General features: G+C 34.7%; 11 protein-coding genes. 3 read left to right on the plus strand and 8 right to left on the minus strand.

All coding sequences use genetic code 11. The annotated features are described in order from the left end of the window. Positions 1 to 79: 79 nt before the first annotated feature. Positions 80 to 934 (minus strand): AraC family transcriptional regulator, encoded by an 855-nt coding sequence (locus CLOLE_RS19905; protein WP_013658921.1) that lies wholly within the window; start codon positions 932 to 934, stop codon positions 80 to 82. A gap of 133 nt (positions 935 to 1,067) precedes the next feature. On the opposite strand from CLOLE_RS19905, the gene CLOLE_RS19910 reads away from it, so the two are divergent. Then, positions 1,068 to 2,459, plus strand: coding sequence for a family 4 glycosyl hydrolase (locus CLOLE_RS19910; protein WP_013658922.1), 1,392 nt, complete (start codon positions 1,068 to 1,070; stop codon positions 2,457 to 2,459). 74 nt (positions 2,460 to 2,533) lie between these two features. Here the strand turns inward: CLOLE_RS19910 and CLOLE_RS19915 are convergent, their stop codons facing one another. The 4 genes from CLOLE_RS19915 to CLOLE_RS19930 all read right to left on the minus strand — a co-directional run bounded on the left by CLOLE_RS19915 (position 2,534) and on the right by CLOLE_RS19930 (position 7,803). Further along, positions 2,534 to 3,886, minus strand: a complete 1,353-nt coding sequence (locus CLOLE_RS19915; protein WP_013658923.1) for an MATE family efflux transporter — start codon at positions 3,884 to 3,886, stop codon at positions 2,534 to 2,536. A 38-nt stretch (positions 3,887 to 3,924) separates the two neighbouring features. Further along, complete coding sequence (locus CLOLE_RS19920; protein ID WP_330369354.1) at positions 3,925 to 5,070, minus strand: site-2 protease family protein; 1,146 nt, start codon at positions 5,068 to 5,070, stop codon at positions 3,925 to 3,927. Positions 5,071 to 5,219: 149 nt separating this feature from the next. Then, positions 5,220 to 6,761 (minus strand): AMP-binding protein, encoded by a 1,542-nt coding sequence (locus CLOLE_RS19925; RefSeq protein ID WP_013658925.1) that lies wholly within the window; start codon positions 6,759 to 6,761, stop codon positions 5,220 to 5,222. Continuing rightward, positions 6,748 to 7,803, minus strand: a complete 1,056-nt coding sequence (locus tag CLOLE_RS19930; protein ID WP_013658926.1) for a GNAT family N-acetyltransferase — start codon at positions 7,801 to 7,803, stop codon at positions 6,748 to 6,750. Before CLOLE_RS19930 ends, CLOLE_RS19925 begins: the two co-directional genes overlap by 14 nt. Before the next feature lie 166 nt (positions 7,804 to 7,969). Here CLOLE_RS19930 and CLOLE_RS19935 point away from each other — a divergent pair, with 166 nt between their 5' ends. Beyond that, on the plus strand, positions 7,970 to 9,127 hold the full coding sequence (locus CLOLE_RS19935) for a glycoside hydrolase family 5 protein (RefSeq protein ID WP_013658927.1): 1,158 nt from the start codon (positions 7,970 to 7,972) through the stop codon (positions 9,125 to 9,127). Between the two features lie 171 nt (positions 9,128 to 9,298). Then, entirely contained in the window at positions 9,299 to 10,468 is a 1,170-nt protein-coding gene (gene bglS, locus CLOLE_RS23940; RefSeq protein ID WP_013658928.1) for a beta-glucanase, read from the plus strand. Between the two features lie 173 nt (positions 10,469 to 10,641). Here bglS (CLOLE_RS23940) and CLOLE_RS19945 read toward each other — a convergent pair whose 3' ends face one another. The 3 genes from CLOLE_RS19945 to bglS (CLOLE_RS19955) all read right to left on the minus strand — a co-directional run bounded on the left by CLOLE_RS19945 (position 10,642) and on the right by bglS (CLOLE_RS19955) (position 19,999). Continuing rightward, the gene (locus CLOLE_RS19945) at positions 10,642 to 13,761 is read right to left on the minus strand and encodes a hypothetical protein (protein ID WP_013658929.1); all 3,120 of its coding nucleotides are present in this window, start codon (positions 13,759 to 13,761) and stop codon (positions 10,642 to 10,644) included. Positions 13,762 to 13,961: 200 nt separating this feature from the next. Then, positions 13,962 to 19,013 (minus strand): carbohydrate binding domain-containing protein, encoded by a 5,052-nt coding sequence (locus CLOLE_RS22220; protein ID WP_013658930.1) that lies wholly within the window; start codon positions 19,011 to 19,013, stop codon positions 13,962 to 13,964. 212 nt (positions 19,014 to 19,225) lie between these two features. Further along, a complete protein-coding gene (bglS, locus tag CLOLE_RS19955; RefSeq protein WP_013658932.1) occupies positions 19,226 to 19,999 on the minus strand; it encodes a beta-glucanase in 774 nt (257 codons plus the stop codon). Positions 20,000 to 20,055 lie beyond the last annotated feature (56 nt).

Here is a 20,055-nt window from a genome sequence, read left to right on the forward strand (position 1 = left end):
CTTTTCCTTATCCTCAAAATAGGAGTGTTTTTAGCACTCCTATTTTCTTATTTAACTCTTCTACTATATATAGCTTATTCTATATTATTATTTTTTGTTTCCTGTACTTCAATGGCGTCATACCTTCTAGGTCTTTAAACACCCTATCAAAATGAGTTGTGCTTTCAAAGCCCACTTCATGTGAAATATCTATCACCATTTTATCTGTAGTATCTAATAAAATCTTTGCATTTTTTATTCTAATGTAGTTAAGATAATTAATAAGATTAAAACCTGTCCCCTCTTTAAAAGTCCTACTTAAATAGTATGGACTAATATAAAACGCTTTAGCCACGTCTTCTAATGTAATCTTCTTACTGTAATTTTCATTTAAGTACTGAGCTACCTCTGCCACTCTTTCATGCTTAGGAGATCTACTCATAGGCGTGATTTCCTCCTTTGATGCCTCATTCATATAACGTTGTTGTAAACTTAATAGTTCACAAAACAGTAGTTGATTATAAAAACCATAGTTTTCTCTTTTATTTTCTATCATCAGCTTTTCTAATAATTGTTCCACTTCTCTTTTTTGAGTTGGTGCTAACTGCAATACACATCGATTTTCATTAAAGGTTTCAAGTAAACGTTCTACTTGCAAATTACTAATTTCTGATAAAAATGATCTCTTGAAGTTAATAAGAATACGTTCTCCTACTGATTGATTGGCTGAGAGGGTCTTATGAATATCTTCACTATTTAACCAAACTAAGGTACCTTCTTTAATATGATAGGTTCTATCTTTAATAAAATAATAGCGATCTCCAGATAATTGATAATATATTTCATAATGTGGATGATAGTGTGTCTCAACCATACTATCTTTATTTGTATACTTCTTATATTCAATATTAAATAGTCGTTTATTCCATAATAGATCCAGATTATACTTACTCATCCTCTTTGTCTCCCCTTATGCGCAATATATGTTGTTAATTTATACTTTACCGCAATATATCATAATCATATCATACTATTTTGTCTTATAATACTTCTAAGATTCTATAAATTCTTATTATGAGGTGAAGCTAATGAACTATCTGGAAAATAAAGTGGAAGATGTACAAATTGCTTATATTGGAGGGGGCTCTAGAGGATGGGCTTGGGGACTTATGAGCGACCTAGCTTCTGAACCTAGCTTAAGTGGAACTGTCAGGCTTTATGACATTGATATGCACGCTGCTCAAACAAATGAGATTATCGGCAATAAGCTCAATGAGCTTGAAAACATTCAATCACATTGGAACTATACAGCTATTTCTTCTTTAAAAGAGGCCTTAACTGGTGCTGATTTTGTAGTCATCTCCATCTTACCCGGTACCTTTAAAGAAATGTATTCTGATGTACATACCCCAGAAAAATACGGTATCTATCAAGCTGTTGGTGACACAGTAGGTCCAGGCGGATATATTAGAGCTTTACGAACAATTCCTATGTATGAAGAAATAGCCCTTGCTATTAAGGCTTATTCTCCAGATGCATGGGTTATTAACTATACTAATCCTATGTCTGTTTGTGTTAAAACACTTTATAAAGTATTCCCAGAAATCAAAGCCTTCGGCTGTTGCCACGAAGTATTTGGTACTCAAAAGCTTTTAGCTAGCATGGTTAAAGAAGTAACTGGAACAGAAAATGTATCTAGAACGGATATCAAAATTAATGTATTAGGCATTAATCATTTTACTTGGATCACTGAGGCTAGTTATAAAGGTAAAGACCTATTTCCTATGTATGAAAGCTTCGTGAATCAGTTTTATGAAACGGGCTTTCAAGAAGATGAGAAAGACCACTGGATGAATAATTCTTTTGAATCTGCTCAGCGTGTCAAATTTGATTTATTTAAACGCTTTGGCGTTATCGCCGCAGCTGGAGATCGTCATCTAGCAGAAGCTGTAAATGGCAAATGGTATCTTAAAGATCCTGAAACTGTTGCTGAATGGAAATTTGGCCTGACTACTGTAGATTGGCGTATCAATGACTTAAATAGCCGCTTAGAACGTGGCACACGTTTGGCAAATGGTGAGGAAACTTTCGAACTTAAAGAAACGGGAGAAGAAGGTGTTCTTCAAATCAAAGCACTCTTAGGCCTGACAGACTTAGTGACTAATGTTAATATTCCTAATACAGGCCAAATCCCTAACTTACCACTAGGAACTATCGTAGAAACTAATGCTTTATTTAGAAAAGATAGAGTAGAACCTATTATGGCTGGGAATATACCAAATCCTATCTATGGTATGGTAGCTACTCATGTCAGCAATCAAGAAACTATTGTGGAAGCTGGCCTATCAGGTAATAAAAAACTTGCTTTTTCTGCTTTTATAAATGACCCATTAGTTACACTTCCTTATGCTGAAGCTGAAGCACTATTTGAAGAAATGTTAAACAATACAAGAAAATACTTGCAAAAAAACTTTAAGTAATATGAAAAAGGAGTGCAATCAAACCTAGTAAATAGTTTGACTGCACTCCTTTTAAACTCCATTCTATTTTACATCTATTCTTCTAAATGTTCTATAACTAATAACTTCTCTTTTTTTACTACCCCATATAAAATACCTATTATATCTGCTATAACCCACCCTATTGGAATGGCCCACCATATACCTAATAGGCCTACTTCTGGAATGGGAGCTAATAAGTATGCTAATATCACTCTTGTCCCTAATGAAAAAACAGTTAATATGATGGACATTTGTGATTTACCTAAACCTCTATAAAAGCCATAGAGCAAGAATAAAATACCTATCCCTATATAGCACGCACCTTCAATATGTAAATACTGCATGCCCAACCTAATAATCTCCATTTCTTTTGGTTCAACAAATAACAACATCAGCGGCTTAGCAAAATAGCATACTAGTAGTGATGCTATAGCACAAAAGGCTATGGACAGTTTAGCTGCTGCCAAGGTTCCTTTATAAATACGCTTATGCTCTTTAGCTCCCGCATTTTGAGCTACAAAGGTAGCAAAGGCATTCCCAAAATCCTGTGCTGGCATATAAGCGAAGGCATCTATTTTCACTACAATAGCAAACGCTGCTGTTACTGTTACGCCAAAGCTATTTACAAGCCCTTGAATCATTAAAATACCAAAGTTCATAATAGATTGCTGAATGCTGGTTAAAATAGAGTTGTTAATTATTAATCCTAGTAGCTTTTTATCATATCTCATATGGTTTCTTCGAGGACAAATGCTTTCTGTCTTTTTGAAAAAGTATATGGCAATAAGGACGGCTGACACGCCCTGTGCTACCACTGTAGCAACAGCTGCGCCTTCAATTCCCATACCAAAATTAACAATAAGGACAATATCTAAAACAACATTAATGATTGCTGATATTCCTAAAAATAATAATGGAACCATAGTATTGCCAATACTTCTAAGTACCGCAGCAAAAAAATTATAAATAAAAACAAAGCCCATACCTAGAAAAATAATCCTCAAGTAATCTATCATGTAGGACATAGCTTCTACCGGCACATTTAACCATACTACCAATTGATCTAGTAATAAAAACGCTGCTAAATCTATTATCAAGGTTAATACACAAATTAATACAAAAGCATTAGCAATACTTATTTTTAATTCTTCTATTCTTCCAGCACCAAATAACTGTGCAAAGACTACACCACTACCCATACATAATCCAAGAATAATAGAAGTTAATAGTACCATCAACGCATAGGAGGCTCCAACCGCTGCCAGTGCATTAGGCCCTAAAGTTCTACCTACAATTAAAGTATCTACGACATTATAGAGCTGTTGCAAAATATTGCCTAAGATCATCGGTATGCTAAATAAAAGAAGCGCTTTAGTCTCATTTCCTTTAGTCAATGTATCTGTCATATCTTTTGTCTCTCTTTTCTTATGTGTTATTATCAGAATTATACCATAAATTCGTCCTTATCCATCTGATTAAGTATAAGTTCATCCCAATAAAAGCCATTAAATACCCCCAATATTTTATAGAAGCTATTAGGTTTAATATTCTTTACATCCAATAGATGCTGGGTATGATCTTTCTTTAAAATAATCTGTTCAGCCTGCATCTTCCAATAATCAAATACTTGGTTTTTAGGTAGCTTTGTAATAAACTCTTCATAAATTTGCTCTGCTTTGCTATGTTCACCTGTTTTTTCAAAATAATAAGCCATATATACCAAAAAGCTCTTATGTATTTCTAATGCCTTTTGATTGGTTAAGAGCGTCTGGTTTAAGTAGCAGTAATCTATATACTCGGCAATGGACTCAGGTAGCTTTTCCATCTCTCCTACAAGATATTCTATAAGAAAGGTGGCACTACAAGATATGGTCAACATATCTACTTCCTTTTCAGCTGCTCTATTTTTAAATCCTTCAATTAATACTTGCCTTAAATAAGTATTGCCTGCTCTTTCTTCCACAAAATCCTCAGCCAGCATAATATACTGATACATCATTAATGCTGCAAAAAAATTATCCTTTTTGAAGCAAGAGTAGGCCCTAAAATCTCCATATACATTTTCTGTTTTAATAAAGCATCCAATACACAACAATATATTAAATAGGCAAAGGAATATACCAGTTATCATTAAATAAGGGGTATTCATTATTCCCATTACACTACTTATTACTATACTAATGCCTCCTAAAATAACAAGGCTAAGGGTAACCATAGGTGCTGCTATCATAGCTTTTGCATAAATTTTCTGCATCTCTTTAAACTTAGCTTCATCTGAAATAATTCCTATATGAGGTACAACAATTCCCCCTACGCCAAGTCCACTAGGATTAATCTTTAGACTTGTCTTATTCTTATTAAATATAACTCCTACTATAGATACTTTAATCATCCTTATATTTACACCCATTGCTTTAAAAGCGCAAAAATGTCCTAATTCATGAAGTAAGATGGAACTATAGTAAATAGTTATAAAGATAATAAGAACAGCTACTAAATTTAATGATTTTATAAATTCTTTAGGAAAGAGTTTTACACTATCAAAACCTATTGTATAGCCAATAATGGCACCAATTAATATCGGTAGGATATCTACTAATTTTAGCTTTTTCTTTTTTGTTTTTCCACTAAACTATCTCCTTCAATTGTATTTAACTTACTATTTCTTAATACTAATCAAGCTTACTTCATCATTAACACACCTATAAAATTGCTCTTCCTCTATCCTATTCTCTTCAGTTAGCCAATTTTTTCTATTAACTTAATAAGCTTTCCGTACTCTACTTTTGCTCGATGTCTCGTATCTAAGGGAATTTGCTTTAATGTTATTACCTCACCTAATTGATATTTTTCTTTGATATATGCTTTATCTTCTACTTTCAATCCTACTCCTTCTTGTGGCTCTTCAATAATTAATAAATGTTTTCCCTTATGAAACAAATAAGCTGCTCTTGGAACGTTATAGTGGACACAAACTTCGCATTCAATAGCAAAAGGATATAGCGTATGTGCTTCTCTCTTAGTAGTTGCCATAGCTCTTCCAAGTAACCATAGATTGCCACTCTCATCTAAACACCCTAAGTCTCCTGTTCTATGCCATATTGCCCTAGAGGTTTTTATCTTATTCTCCTCATCCCCTATCCCTTGTAAATAAGTCTTTAAAACATGCTCACCGGTGACGATAATTTCCCCTGGTTCATTGATTTTACAAAAGGTAGCCGTTAGTTCTTCTTCTGTCATTTGCGACTTAAGCTTACTTCCCTTTACTAACTGACAAGTAACTGCATTTACTGGCTTTCCTACAAATAGACCCTTTCCTTGTTTCATTTGATTAAGTATATCTTCTGTTAGCTGAGTGCTATCAAGTTCACTAATAGGTTCTGCTTCTGAAGAACCATAAACAATAGTAATAGCAGCTGCTTTAAAGCCCTGTTTTAGAACTGGTAACATATTGGGAAAAATGGGACCTCCCCCTATATTTAATCTTCTAATAGATGCTAAATCATCTGTTTCCTTCGCTGCTTCTGCTAGTAAAAGAGCTACTGTTGGTGAGGAAGATAATCTAGTAATATGCTGCTTCTTGATCTGTTGTATTAAGCGTCTGGCATTTAGCTTTGAAATGTCACTAAAGCTATCGTCTGGAATAACTGTTGTAATGCCCTTTGCTAGATTAGCTAAGGTAAATACCGGCATGGTAGCAAGGTCTATGTCGTCTTCTTGATAATCCATAGTTTGATCTAGAACTTCATACTGTTTTATTAAAAAGTAATGCGTTCTTACAATAGCTTTCGGAATATTGGTACTACCACTTGTAAAAGTAATCAGTGCTGGAGCCTCATCCTCCAAAGGTTCTACATAGCCTTCAGCTGCTACTTTCTCACTTTGCTTTAATAGACGGTCTACCGTTAAAGTTTTTGGGATTCTTCTTAGGCTAGGAAGGATGCATTTTAAAAGCATAGCTTTCCTCATACCAATAAAAGCTTTTAACTCTACTCTTGTTAAGCACTTTTCTATGTGAGCTCTACCTGCTGATGGATCAAAAATAACTACTGTTGCTCCAAGGCTCCAAAGCGCCACTAGAAAAAGATACAGCCTCGTAGAAATTGGCTCTAGAAGTAAAATCTGATCACCTTTTTGAATACCCTCTGACTTTAAAACTGTGGCTACTTTTCCAGCTCGTTCTAAAAAGGTGCTGTAATCTAACGTTTCTTTCTTCTCAATAAAGGCAAGATATGTACCTTTATCCAAAGCGGTTTTCTCAAGGATTTCAACTAAGTTCATTATTTAGTTCCTTTCTAAACAAAGTATACTCTCTCATCATCTTTGCGCTTTCACAAAGCTTTTGTGAGTGATTCCCTTTATAAATGAGTGCTGTAATAAACTCTGTAAATCCTAAATTTAAAGCTTTATTAGTAATTTCCTGATAAAGCTTCTTCCCTATGCCTTCTTGTTGATATTCAGGAAGTACAGCAATGGTTTTAATGATGACAGACCTTCTTGTCTGATCAAAGTAGTTAGGTACTGCAAAAATAAAGCCCACTGGTCTACCAGCCTTTTCTGCAATTAAAACCAGTTCCTCTACTAAAAATTGCTGATAGCCTCGATACATAGCTTTAAAAGCTTCTCTTTCTATAGGCTTATAAAATAAGTTACTCTTAAAACTTTGGATGCTAATTTCATAGATTTTATCTAAAGCTTCTTCTAATTGCGTTAACTTAATAGTTTTAATTTCAAGAAGTCTTTGTTTTTCATTTATACTTTGGTCCAACTCATTTAGTTCTAATTCACTTTGCTCTAGCTTGCTTTGATTTATTTCGTTTTGATTAGCTTTTGTAGTTTCTTCAACTACTCTTTCTATGGTTTCTTTAGTAGAAAAATATTGGTAAGTAGGCTTAAACCCTATGTTTTCTAGCCACTGACTATATCCTCGTTTATATTTAGGCTCCATTAAAAAGGGCATTGAACCATCGCTATGTGTCACTAATCGATAACTATTCCATGTACTTCCATCAATAGGGCCAATTACATAGGCTTCTCCTACCTCCTTAAGCTTATTACAGGCTTCCATTAAAACTATTTTAGCCGAGTCTTCATTACACGCCTCAAAGTGACCAATAGCTCCTGCCCTTACTCCTTTTTCATCTATCATGTTTGTATGTATCCAAATGGAACAGCAGGCCAGCACCTCATGATTTTCCTTTAAATAAAAGTGAAAATCTGGTGCTTCCCTCTGTATTCTTTCTAAGGTGTAACCCTCATAAATTCCTTTTCCTAATACCTCTGCTAATTCATCCAACGCATCCTTATTTATAATCTTGAGCATACTATCCCCCCTAATGCTTTTAACTGAATTTTATTATATATATGATAAAATTACTATTTAAATATAAATAATTATCACATTTAATTAAATTTACACTAATTTTGCCAAAAATGTTATCATATAATTATAAATTTTAAATCATTTATAATAGAGGATGTGATTATTTATGTTAAAGGATTTTAAAAAATATCTTTTTGTATTACTTATACTTTGCCCATTTATGGTCAGCTGTTCAATGTCTACAAATAATGAAATGGCTTCTACGCCTTCTAGTTCAACTCCCTCAACTGTATTAGAGACAGTCGAACCAACCACTAAAGATGCGTCCAATTCTCCTACCCCAGTATCCACTCCTAGCATCTCTCTTCCCGAACCCAAACCTGCTCCTACCTTTGACCCTAGTACCCCTGTAGGTATGCATGGAAGACTTAATGTGAAGGAAACTTACATAGTAGATGAAAATCAAGAACCTTTTCAGCTTCGTGGTGTCAGCACTCATGGCATACAATGGTTTCCGGCTTTTGTAAATGAGGGTTGTTTTAATACGCTACGTGATGACTGGAAGGCAAATGTTATTCGTCTGGCAATGTATACGGACAATAATTCTGGCTACTTAGGAAATACTGAGGGCTTAGAAAACTTAATGCGAGAAGGCATTGATCTTGCTACTAAAGCTGGTCTCTATGTTATTGTAGACTGGCACTGCTTAAGCGATGGCAATCCTAATACACATAAAGATGAAGCTATTAGATTCTTTAGTGAGATATCAGCTGAATATCAAAACTATCCTAATATTATTTATGAACTGTGTAATGAGCCAAATGGTGCAGATGTAACCTGGGACAATGAAGTTAAACCTTACTGTGAGACACTTATTTCAACTATTCGTGCCATTGATAAGCAAGGTATTATCATAGCTGGTACACCTACTTGGAGCCAAGATATCCATTTAGCTGCCCAAAATCCATTGGAGGGTGAAAATATTATGTATGCACTCCACTTCTATGCTGATACACACCGTGACTCATTACGTCAGCGCTTAGTGGATTGTATTAATAAATATAAGTTACCTGTATTCGTATCTGAATTTGGTACTTGTGATGCCTCTGGTAATACTGGCTTCAATGAAGAGCAATCTGATATCTGGATGGACCTACTCAATGAACATAATGTAAGCTGGGTAAACTGGAGTCTTTGTGATAAAAAAGAAACTGCCTCTCTTTTAAAACCACTTACGATTTCAAGAGGAAATTGGACTGATGACGATTTATCTGAATCTGGATTGTTTATTAAAAATAGACTTTTAGAAGCAGCTAGTCATTAGATGATTACTATTTTTTCCTATCAATCTTGCCATTTATACAAAGTGTTTATAATAATGTACAGAATTTTTATAAAATAGTAATATTTTTATATAAAACCATACTTTTTTCCACTATGTTTAGTCAAAATCACCTCTATAATAGATTGTATAATAAATTATAGAGGTGATTTTATGCAAAAAACATTTAGTAAGACTTTATTGTTTGTAGGAATTATTTTTTCTTTTCTTCTAGCCTTCTTAATACCTAAACCTCTTTTTGCAGCTTCCAGTTTCTTTGATGACTTTAATTCCCTTAATCAGTTTCAAGTATCCAATGGTTGGAGTAATGGTGGCATGTTTAATTGTACTTGGCGCTCCAATGCTGTACGTAGTCAAAATGGTTTTGCTCAATTATCTATTTTATCAGATTCTAATGGTGGTTATGCCGGTGGGGAAATATCTACATCTCAAAAGTATGGCTATGGACTCTATGAAGTGCGTATGAAACCAGCTAAAAATTCTGGTATTGTTTCATCTTTCTTTACATATACTGGGCCTTCATATGGCACACAGTGGGATGAAATTGATATAGAGTTTCTAGGAAAAAATACAAATATCGTTCAATTTAATTATTATACGAACGGCGTAGGTAATCATGAGTATGTATACTCTTTAGGTTTTGATGCTTCTACTAGTTTTCATACTTATGCTTTTGACTGGAAACCTAACTCCATTACCTGGTATGTAGATGGTAGAGCAGTGTATACTGCTACTACTAATATTCCTTCAACTCCAGGAAAAATCATGATGAATATTTGGCCTGGTACTTCACAGGTTAATGACTGGTTAGGTGCTTATAACGGTGCAACTAATCTTAATGCTTATTATGACTGGGTTAAATTCACTCCTAGTAACAGTACTCCTCCTACTTCAAACATCTTTTCTAATGGTACCTATACTATAGCAAATAAAAGAAGTCAAATGGCTTTAGATGGTGCTGGTACTTATCAAAATGCTAATGTCCAACAGTGGGGACTTGGGAATGGTACTAATCAACAGTGGCAATTAATTAGTACAGGTTCTAATACCTATAAAATCAAAAATGTTGCAAGTGGCAGGTTACTCTCTGTCCGCAGTTCTGCTACTTATGATGGTGCACTTGTTGAACAACGCTCAGATAATAATACACCTGATCAACTATGGGAAATTTATTATACTGAGGGAAGCTACTGCAAAATATTGAATAAAGCATCTGGTAAAGCCCTCTCTATTCAGTCTGGAAGTACTTCTGAAGGTGCTCTAGCACATATTTGGCCTTTCCAAAATGGTGAAGATCAAAAATGGCTTTTTACTAAAAAATAATGTTTATCTTTTAAGCATAAGCAAGTAAAAACTCCCCTTATAGTAAGCGTTTAAATACTCAATGCACTTATAACAAGGGGAGTTTTTTTATCATGTTTCGCCGTTTGTTTCAATAATTGATTGATACCTTTAATACGTCTATTAAAGCTATTACTTTATTGTATCTTTATTCTTTATACGCTTAATTCTATATGTATACTACTCACTTGATGATTTCTTACGTCTTCAGCCATTCTACCTATCACCTTACTTTTGGCTACTTTCTTGCTACCATCTTTGTAAGTAAGAGTGATATGTATCACTTGAGCTTTACCTGGTATGACATCTTTCTTTTGTGTTAAATGATAAACCACTTCTATATCACCTAAGAACTGACATTTAACTATTTTATCTTCTCCTATCAAATAAGCTGGCAGTGCTGGTGTAAAGTTTAATATTAACTCACCCTTTTCCATTTTAAAGGGTTCTTCACCCAACATCATGACTTGCCACATATGAAGGAACTCTGCTGTAGACCCACTTAATCTAGCTACAAAACCTCTGCCATGAATTTTTTCATTAGGGTTGGCACTACTTGCAATGAAGGATGAATTTTCCAAAATGCTTCTACCATATACCTTTGGATCAAGAAATGGTACTAGCGTATGTTGAAGTGACTCAAAATAGGCTTCATATAAACCTGCTCTAAGCAATTCGAGTAAGTACTTATATTCCATGTGTAACCAGATAGATTCATTTTCTAACCAGCCTGGTGTAAAGGCTTTGGCACGTCCCACTTCAAAAGAAGCTTCTTTTAATGGTGCATTCACCTTATACATCTTAAGCTTTGCATCATAAAGTTCACTTGCTTTTACTTTTTCATGTAGGGCTTTAGCTACCTTTCTACCTTCTTCTACTTTCAGGTATCTTACAGGCCCTTCTAAAAAGTAAGGCATACAAATAACTTGGAACTGACGTGGTATAATCACATCTCCTTCCTTTTCATACGCTTTTACTTCATAACTAAAGTATGTTGGACATAAGCCTTCTCCATAAGCTATTGCTTTTTGGGTGCCTTCTTGTAATTTTTCCAGCCATGATGATAGAATAGCTTCTATTTCAGTGGCACCTAGTGTTTGTTTTTCTCCTTCAATTCCCCATAAAATAGCTGTTCTATAAGTTTCTTTCGCTTGGTTTACTTGATTCCAGTATTCAAGTTCTGTAATTTTTTTACCTTTATAGCTTACAAGTGCTTCTTCAATTCCTTTAATAAAAGCAGTCATTTCTACTGGTAAAGTCACCTTTTCAGGATAAGCTTTAATCGCTTTTCTCATGAATTCTATCATGCGATAGAGTTCATAGGTTTCTGCCATGGAGGAACCAAATATACCTGGGAGGCCATTTAAAGCATCATACCAACCTGGTTTGCCACCTTCCATCTCAATCCCCATGCCATAAGGATCTAGGGTGGCAAATTTATTAGTGGCTAGGATCATCATTTTCTCAAACAAGTTTGAAGTATAAATGTCACCTTTGCCGTTCTTTTCTCTGGCTGTCTGATGCGTAACACCTGCTTTCACATGATGATCTATAGCATTGTACTGTCTAACCCCATTTTCTGTTAGGACGTAGCGCTCACTTCTTGGCCTTACTGTTGCAGCACTTTCAAAGTATGTATAGGTGTGGTCTTCAAAAAGCAAGGCTTTTTCTGTTTCTGGATAAATGCCTAAATAGCTTTCAACTAAATCTAGATTATAAGTCCAGTGATCAGTCCAGTAACCCTCTCCGAATACTGCTTGGATATGAGGCTCTGATACCTTCATAAGTTCTGAGATAAATAGCTCTCTTGAAACTTGTAATGTCATATTGTTATCTGTAAGGGCTTTAAGTACGCTACCTGGTGTAAAAGCTTTTGAAAGAAGTTCCTTAAGTAGCTCATTTTCTCCTAATACTTTTAAAATATTTATTTGATTTTCTTCAGTTAATGTATAGTTAACTCCTTGTACATTTAGCGGGTTATAACCATCTAATTGAATCAGGTTATAGAATGTCTTAATGTTATAGTCTTTTACAAAGCCTGCAAAATAAATGTCACAGCGTCTATTTTGATTCACATCTCTAAAGTTAGCATTGCCTTGTGAGTAGAACTCCGGACTCATGCTAAAGAAGTTGTAATCTCTTTCTGTATCGCCATGCTTACGAGAATAGACGTGATAAATATTTTCTTCGCCTAATTTTAAAGGCATACCACCACGAAGAACATTATCCAGATAAGTTTGTTTACAATAAGCATCAAATACTTGTGAAGCTGTCTTAGTCTCTATCACCTTGCAAATCTCTTCTGTAAGGGCTTTAGCTTCTTGGTATTTGTTTTCAAAGTAACTGCTTCCGGTTACCTTACTTTGGAACTTTTTAAGCTGCATCTTATTTTCTACTTGCCCTATTAAACTATAGAAAGTATATGTTTCTCCTGGCTTCAACGTCATCCTGCCACTAAAGAAACCACATGGAAGTGCATTTTGACAAATTTGTTTTTCGCCAAGAAAAGCTGTTCTATCTTTTGTGATAAAGCCTAGTGGTCTAGTAAGAGAAGTGTTTTGCATAAAGACTACTTCACTATCCACTATTGCTGGTAATAACTCACCTTTTTCAGTCATTGTGAAGTAGAAATGTCCTCCTTTAACCTCTTTAACAACAGCAGAGTCTTCCAGACTTGCGCGTACTGAGTAAAATGGAACTTTTTCTTCTACATTTTGAACTTGCATCCATGCTTTAACAGTTTGTCCCATCATCTTCATGGAGCTTAAATCTACACCATATGGAATTACTTGTGGCATACCATCTAAGAATTCTACTTGAAGGGTTTTTTTACTAATATTTTTAAGAGTTACTTGACGTACTAAGCCTCCAATGTCTTCATTTGGTAGAGTATAATACAGAGCATTAATTTGAATACCTTCCATAGGGTTCTTTTCATCTACTTCCATCTCATTAGAGCCAATATACATGACTCTCTCTACGCCTTCTTCTTTGGTATATTCATTATAAAATGGTTCATAGTATTTCCCATCTACCTTAAGAAAAGTTCTAAACCCGACTGTACTTACATTTTGATAAGCTTGTTGAGCAGCATGAAACTCCATAATAGAGTGATTTTTATCCCTCACCCCAAAGCTTGAGATTCCCTGACCTCTATTAACGTAAAAACACCAAATAGGTATTCCCATAATGCCGCTAATTCCTGGCAAAAAGCTAGCAAAAGTAGGGCTATTGGTGTAATCTTCTATGATAAATCTATTCATCTGATCAAACATATATTTAACTCCTTATATTTTATTCTAATTACTTTAAAGTACCAATCATCTTAGAAGTTTATACTCTCTAATTCTATATTACATGATATAAAAGATGACTTCTAAACGATATAGAAGTCATCTTTTAAGTAGGAATAAACCTTTTCAATTCGTTCCATTTGAATTAACTATTGTCTTCTATTCTTTCTTCTGCCTAATTTCTAGCTAATACCTCCACCCATAAAAATCTTGAATTCTAACGCCGAGCTTGTATCTAATCCTACTACGAATTCATAAGTAAAATCTTTAAAATAGTTTGTTAATTCAAAAGTATTTAAAAAATACTCTGCATAACTAGCATTAGATGTTAACATTCTAATCTTCTTATCTCGATTAGCCTTTCCTTTAAAAGAAAGGGAATAAGCCTTACCCTTTTCTAAAGCAATGTTAGGTTGGAAAATAATAACATCCCAAGGATTTGTCCCTTCATTGGTAATCGTTGCTTCAGCTGCACCTATAGCAAAATCAAATGTTACATTCGGTCCCCCTGTCACCCAATCACCTTGTGAACTAAAGTCTCCATCTTGAAGGATATTAGTAGTAGTACCTTTTTCTACTAATATAAGGTCATCCAATGTCACTACTAACTCACCACTTTCTTCTGCTGGTTTTTCGTAAAGTATAACATTATCAAGTGTGATTTGATTTTTGCCATTATGATATGCTGCAGTCCACTGGTCATAGCCCATTTGGAATTTAAAGCTTAGATTAGATGCATCTTCTTTTGTTACAGTAAATTCATATTCATAGGTGTTATTACCTTCTTGTAAATTAATAGTTGGAGCATATTCTCCTATATATTCACTACTTGATGCATCTTGAAGAGCAATACGTAAACTAGATGCTGTAGTAACATTAGCATCAAATTTTACACCATAGGTCTTTCCTTTTTTAACTGAAATACCTGATTGTTCTAAAGTAATCTGCCATGTATCTGCACCACTATTATCAATATCTACTTGGACACCTCCGTTATGAATAAACGTAGCTTCAGCAGTTCCTGCTTTCCAGTTATTCCATTTGAAATCTTCTTGGTTCTCAAAATCCCCATTTTGTAAAAGGTTAATGATTGATGTTGGTGTATCTTCCCCACCTTCTTCATTTTCCTCTCCTGGAACTTCTGTTAAGTAAATATCATCTAGGTTAATAGTAGTAGGGACTGCTCCCTCTTGTTTTCCTGCATCTAATGATATTTTTGCATTTGCATCTGTCTCATTAGTCATTGTAAATTTAAAGGCATATTGATTCTCTATTTCTGTCATATCAAAGAACTGATCACTTGATAAATAATTCGTATATGAATAATCTTCTGCTTCATGTCCTACACTTACTTTTAACTTTGTTGCAGCTTCACTTTTAGCTTTAAAACCTATTTGATAAGTCTTTCCTTTCTCAAGCTTAATGCCTTTTTGAGAAATTTGTATTTCCCAGGGATTTTGACCTAAGTCACTAATATCCACTTGTAAAGCTTTATCTACTACTGTTATATCAGCCTTCGCACCTGCATCACTAGCAATATAAGTACTCCAGTTGTTTAATTCATTGTTGAATTGCCCATTTTTTATCTCTGATTTTAGCTGCAAACCATCTTTTACTTCACATACGATATTATCAATAGTAACTACATGTGCTCCTTCTGGTGCACCTGGTGTAGTTCCTATTAAAAATTTAAGACCTAGGTCCTTATCTCCATCTGCCGGCATAGTATATTCAAAGCTATATTTCTGCTTTTCTGGAGTTAAAGTTACATTCTTTTCAAAGAATGCTCTCCAAGTACCTTCTTCTTCTGTTTTAACTACCATATCTCTTGGAAGTTCTGATGATGCTTCAAAGGAAATTACATATTTAACACCAGCTGAAAATGGTACATTGTTTTGTGCAAGCATAACGCTCCATGGATTAGCTCCTAAATCAGTAATTGAGAATTTTGCCTCACCATCAAAAGTAACTTCTCCTTTTCCACCTTCTATGAAAAGTCCATTCCAGTTTGCTAACCCATTTGAAAAGTCACCATTTTTTAATGGGAATATATTAACATTTGAAAAATCTTGTCTAGTTTCTACGACACTAATCTCATCTAATACAATATTCGTCTGATCCACACCACCCATTTCAAATACTAACCTACCTGTATTAGTACTAGCACCTTGTCCTTGTAATACAAATTCATATTTCTGCTTTTCAGCTGTTAAGTTCACTATCTTCTCTGCGTAGATCGTTTGCCCATCTTCTCCTAGAAGTTTTACTTTTAAGGATTGTGGTGTTTGTGCCTTTCCTTTAAAAACCACCGTATAGCTAGCATTTTCACCTAGTTTTAACCCTCTTTGATTAAGGGTGATATTACTCAAATCAGAGCCTCCCTGGTTAATTTTGATATGTAAATCACGTGTAGATTCTGGAACACTCATGGTTGCAGCTCCACCATTTTTAACTTCTAAATTCCAGTAGGTAAGCCTATCTAGTTTACCTTTATCGAATGTACCATTATAAATAAGACTACCATTTTTAAGCGGCACTTTAGGTTGATTAAAGTCTTCTACAGCTGGTTCACTTTCAACTTCTTCTAGCTTAACATTACCAATCCATACATCATTCGCATCAAGTCCAAGATTAAATTCAAAACGTGCTGCAATATCAGTATTATTTTTCATAGTAAACGTTTTTTCTATGTGTTTTACCTCAGTACTTAAAGTTTCAGAATAACTGTCAGAGTATACAGCATAGCCTCTTGCTTCTCCACCACCGACTTTAAAATGAATACCTCTATTACTTTCCGCCTTTGCATCAAAAGATAATTTATAAGTTCTACCTCTGCCCAGTGTTGTATGTTGAATCATTTGAATAGAATAATCTTGATTACCTGGATCTCTAACTGTAATTTTTGCAAATGGCATACCATTTACTGGTTCAACTGCTGCTACTGCATCTCCTCCAAAACTATCCTTATAAAGCAGGTTCCAACCTTCCCCAAAATCCAAATTTCCTTCTTGATTATCTTGTATACCATACGCTGTGTAAGTATTGTCATAAATCAAATTACCATCTGCAAGTGGCTTTCTTGCATCTCCTGGAAGATCAGGTATTTTAGAGTCAGGGTCTACGGCTTCTGGATATTTTCCATCTATACTTTCATAGAAACGTACATAATCTACTTCCATAGCATATTCTTTACCACCATCAAAAATAGAGTCGTCTACTTCTAGATTAGTGCCTACACCATCATACCAGCCACCTAATGCTAAGTTTAGAATCATATGGAATTCTTTATCAAATGGTGCTGGGAAAGCATATCTTTCTCCTGTTTCTGGATCTGTTGTAAACCAGTTATCTTGGGTTTGATAAAGTTTACCATCTACATACCATCTTATTTCACCTGGTTGCCATTCTATGCCATAGGTATGGAAACCATTAATGCTTTCTCCTTCTGGGAAGGTATAACTACTCCCTGATTGAGAGTTATCTGGTCTCTTTTCTCCATAATGTAAGGTTCCCCAAACTTGATTAGGAACACTACCTCTACTTTCCATAATGTCAATTTCACCTGAGCTAGGCCATCCTGTGTATTCATCATTTTCAGGGAGCATCCAAATAGCTGGCCATAATGATTTTCCTAGTGGCAACTTTGCCCTCACTTCTACTTTCCCATACTTTTGAGCATATCGTCCTTTTGAAACCATACGAGCTGATGTATACTTATGAGTCACACCATCAATTATTGTATCTTCTTTTTTAGCTGTTATAGTAAGCTTGCCATTGCCTACAGTTGCATTCTCTGATTGATAAACTTGCTTCTCTTCATTTAAATTTAAAAAACCATTGTTATAAGTCCATTTAGTAGTGTCTACTTGATTGCCATTAAATTCATCACTCCAAGCTAACTTCCATTTTGTTTGATCTACAGTATCTCCTGTACCTGGCTCATTTTCTCCTGATGAACTATCACCTGAAGAACTACTTCCACTAGAAGTATTTGTATGAATACTGGATTGAACTCCTGACGCTGTCACTACTTTGATAGGCGTTACTTCTGTTTTTACACCTGTTACATTTTCATTTAATTGTTTGATTTCACCTTGTCCTAATATTCTCACAGCACCATCAGCTACTAGTAACTGAATTACAGAGCCTTTTACCATTTCAATAGTAGCCATATCGGCATTTTTGTCTTGTGTCGTATTAGGTAAGGTTATTAGCTTATCTGCTATTAGTGAACTATTTAATTTTAATATTACATTATATGGTACCGCAATCTCTGAAAAGTCTCCTTCTAAAATCACTTTTGAGTGATTTCTTAACTTAACAGATATCTTTTTACCCTTATTAACTATTCTAACTGGTTTTATAACTTCTATATCCATAGCATGAGCTAAACTTACATTGTTAAGCTTAACAGAGTTTTCTCCTCCTCCTTCAACAAATATAGTCCCTTTTACTGTAATATTGTCTAGAGTTATATCTCCTGTGCCTATACCTTCTGCTAAATATAAGTTCCCTGATATGGTCATGTCTTTAAGGATAACATCCTTTGTATTTACAACTAAGTTGCCATCTATGCTTTCTTTATAAGTACCCGCTTCTTTTATAATAGTAGATGTTAAGCGGTCAATGACTACTATCATTTCTGCTCTAGTTAAATGCGCCTTTGGTGCAAAGTTGCCATCAGGCATACCTACCATATATCCGTTTCCTATCAAAGCATTTACTGCTTCTGTTGCCCAGTCAGATATAGCTTCTTGGTCTTTAAATTCTTTGTTATTAGTGCCTGATAATTTATAAGCTTTAGAAAAAGCATAGGCTAACTCTTCACGAGTAGCAGGTTCATTAGGATTAAAGTTTTCACCAGCATCATTCATTATGCCTGCGGAGCTGATATGGTCAATAGCTGCTTGATACCATTTAGCTTGGTCCACATCTTTATAACTTTTAGAATTTGTAGTGTCTTCTAATGCAAATATACGGTCAATCACAGACGCAAGCTCTGCTCTTGTCACTTCTTTCTGAGGTCTAAAGCTACCATCCTCATAGCCTGCTATAATACTACTTTGTCCCCATTTACTAATGGCATCACTATACCAGACATTTTCTTTAATATCATTAAAGCGTTTTTCTGTTGTAATTGGTGCTGCTATGCCATTAACTTGTATCTGTGATAGAACCATTGCCGTCACTAATAAGCTGCTTAATCTTTTTTTACTAACACTCATTTTTCTCATAACTTCCCCCTTATTGGTTATATTTAAAGTAGCAGTTGTATGACAAAAATTTACTAGGTACTAAAAGTGTGCTTTTCATTTACCCACACATTAAAATACCTATACATATAAAAATGGCAATCATTAAAACAACAGCTACTAAGATACCTATCTTCTGCATATTACTAAAGGCTATTTTAGTATCTCGGTATTTTTTCATTCATTCTTTCTCCTTATTCCTCATCGTAGGCTGTAACTCGCATCCAATCATACTCCGCTGTCAATGGTACTGTGCCATCAAAGGCATTTAACCAATCATCTACACCTGTCCCTGGCCATACATTCATCATTACTTTTGCTGGTGTTTGAGGAATATTATCTACTGCTTTATATACCTCTACGCCATCTACATACCAGGTAATAGAATCCTCTAGCCATTCAAAAGCATATTCATGAAAATCTTCAGATGCATCAAATCCTAGGTCATAAATATATTCATGTCCCCCTACACCATTTGTATAATAGTTAAATTGTACTTTTGTTGTATCCTTGCCTAAAAATTCAATATCTACTTCATCCCAAGGATTATTATCACTAGGGCCCGTGTAAGTAAAGAACGAGGATACCACACCATCATTTTTAATAGGTTTCATACGTACCTCATACATACCATATTGATACATCTCTCTTGTTCTATATTCTGCTCCTGACCACTTTGGCGATGCTCCTTCTGCGTCCTGATCGATTTTCATTCGCATTATATCGTTATCAAAGGTTATATTGGCACCTCTCCAAGTACAATCAAATACACTACCATTTGAATAACCATCTGCTTTTTGCATCAGTTCATCTTCTGGTTGATTGAACTCTAATTCTAATACGACTGCTCCCTTTAATTCCTGCATTCCTTTTTGTGTGATATTCTTACCTACATCATTTTGATTACTAGCACTACATCCACAAAATAGTAAGCTCATACTTAATAATATTGCAAAGCCTTTTTTCATCTCTCTACACTCCCTTCAATAGACTATCTTACTATTTAGTATAGAGAGTTTAACTA

The sequence above is a fragment of the Cellulosilyticum lentocellum DSM 5427 genome, assembly GCF_000178835.2.
GTDB lineage: Bacteria > Bacillota > Clostridia > Lachnospirales > Cellulosilyticaceae > Cellulosilyticum > Cellulosilyticum lentocellum.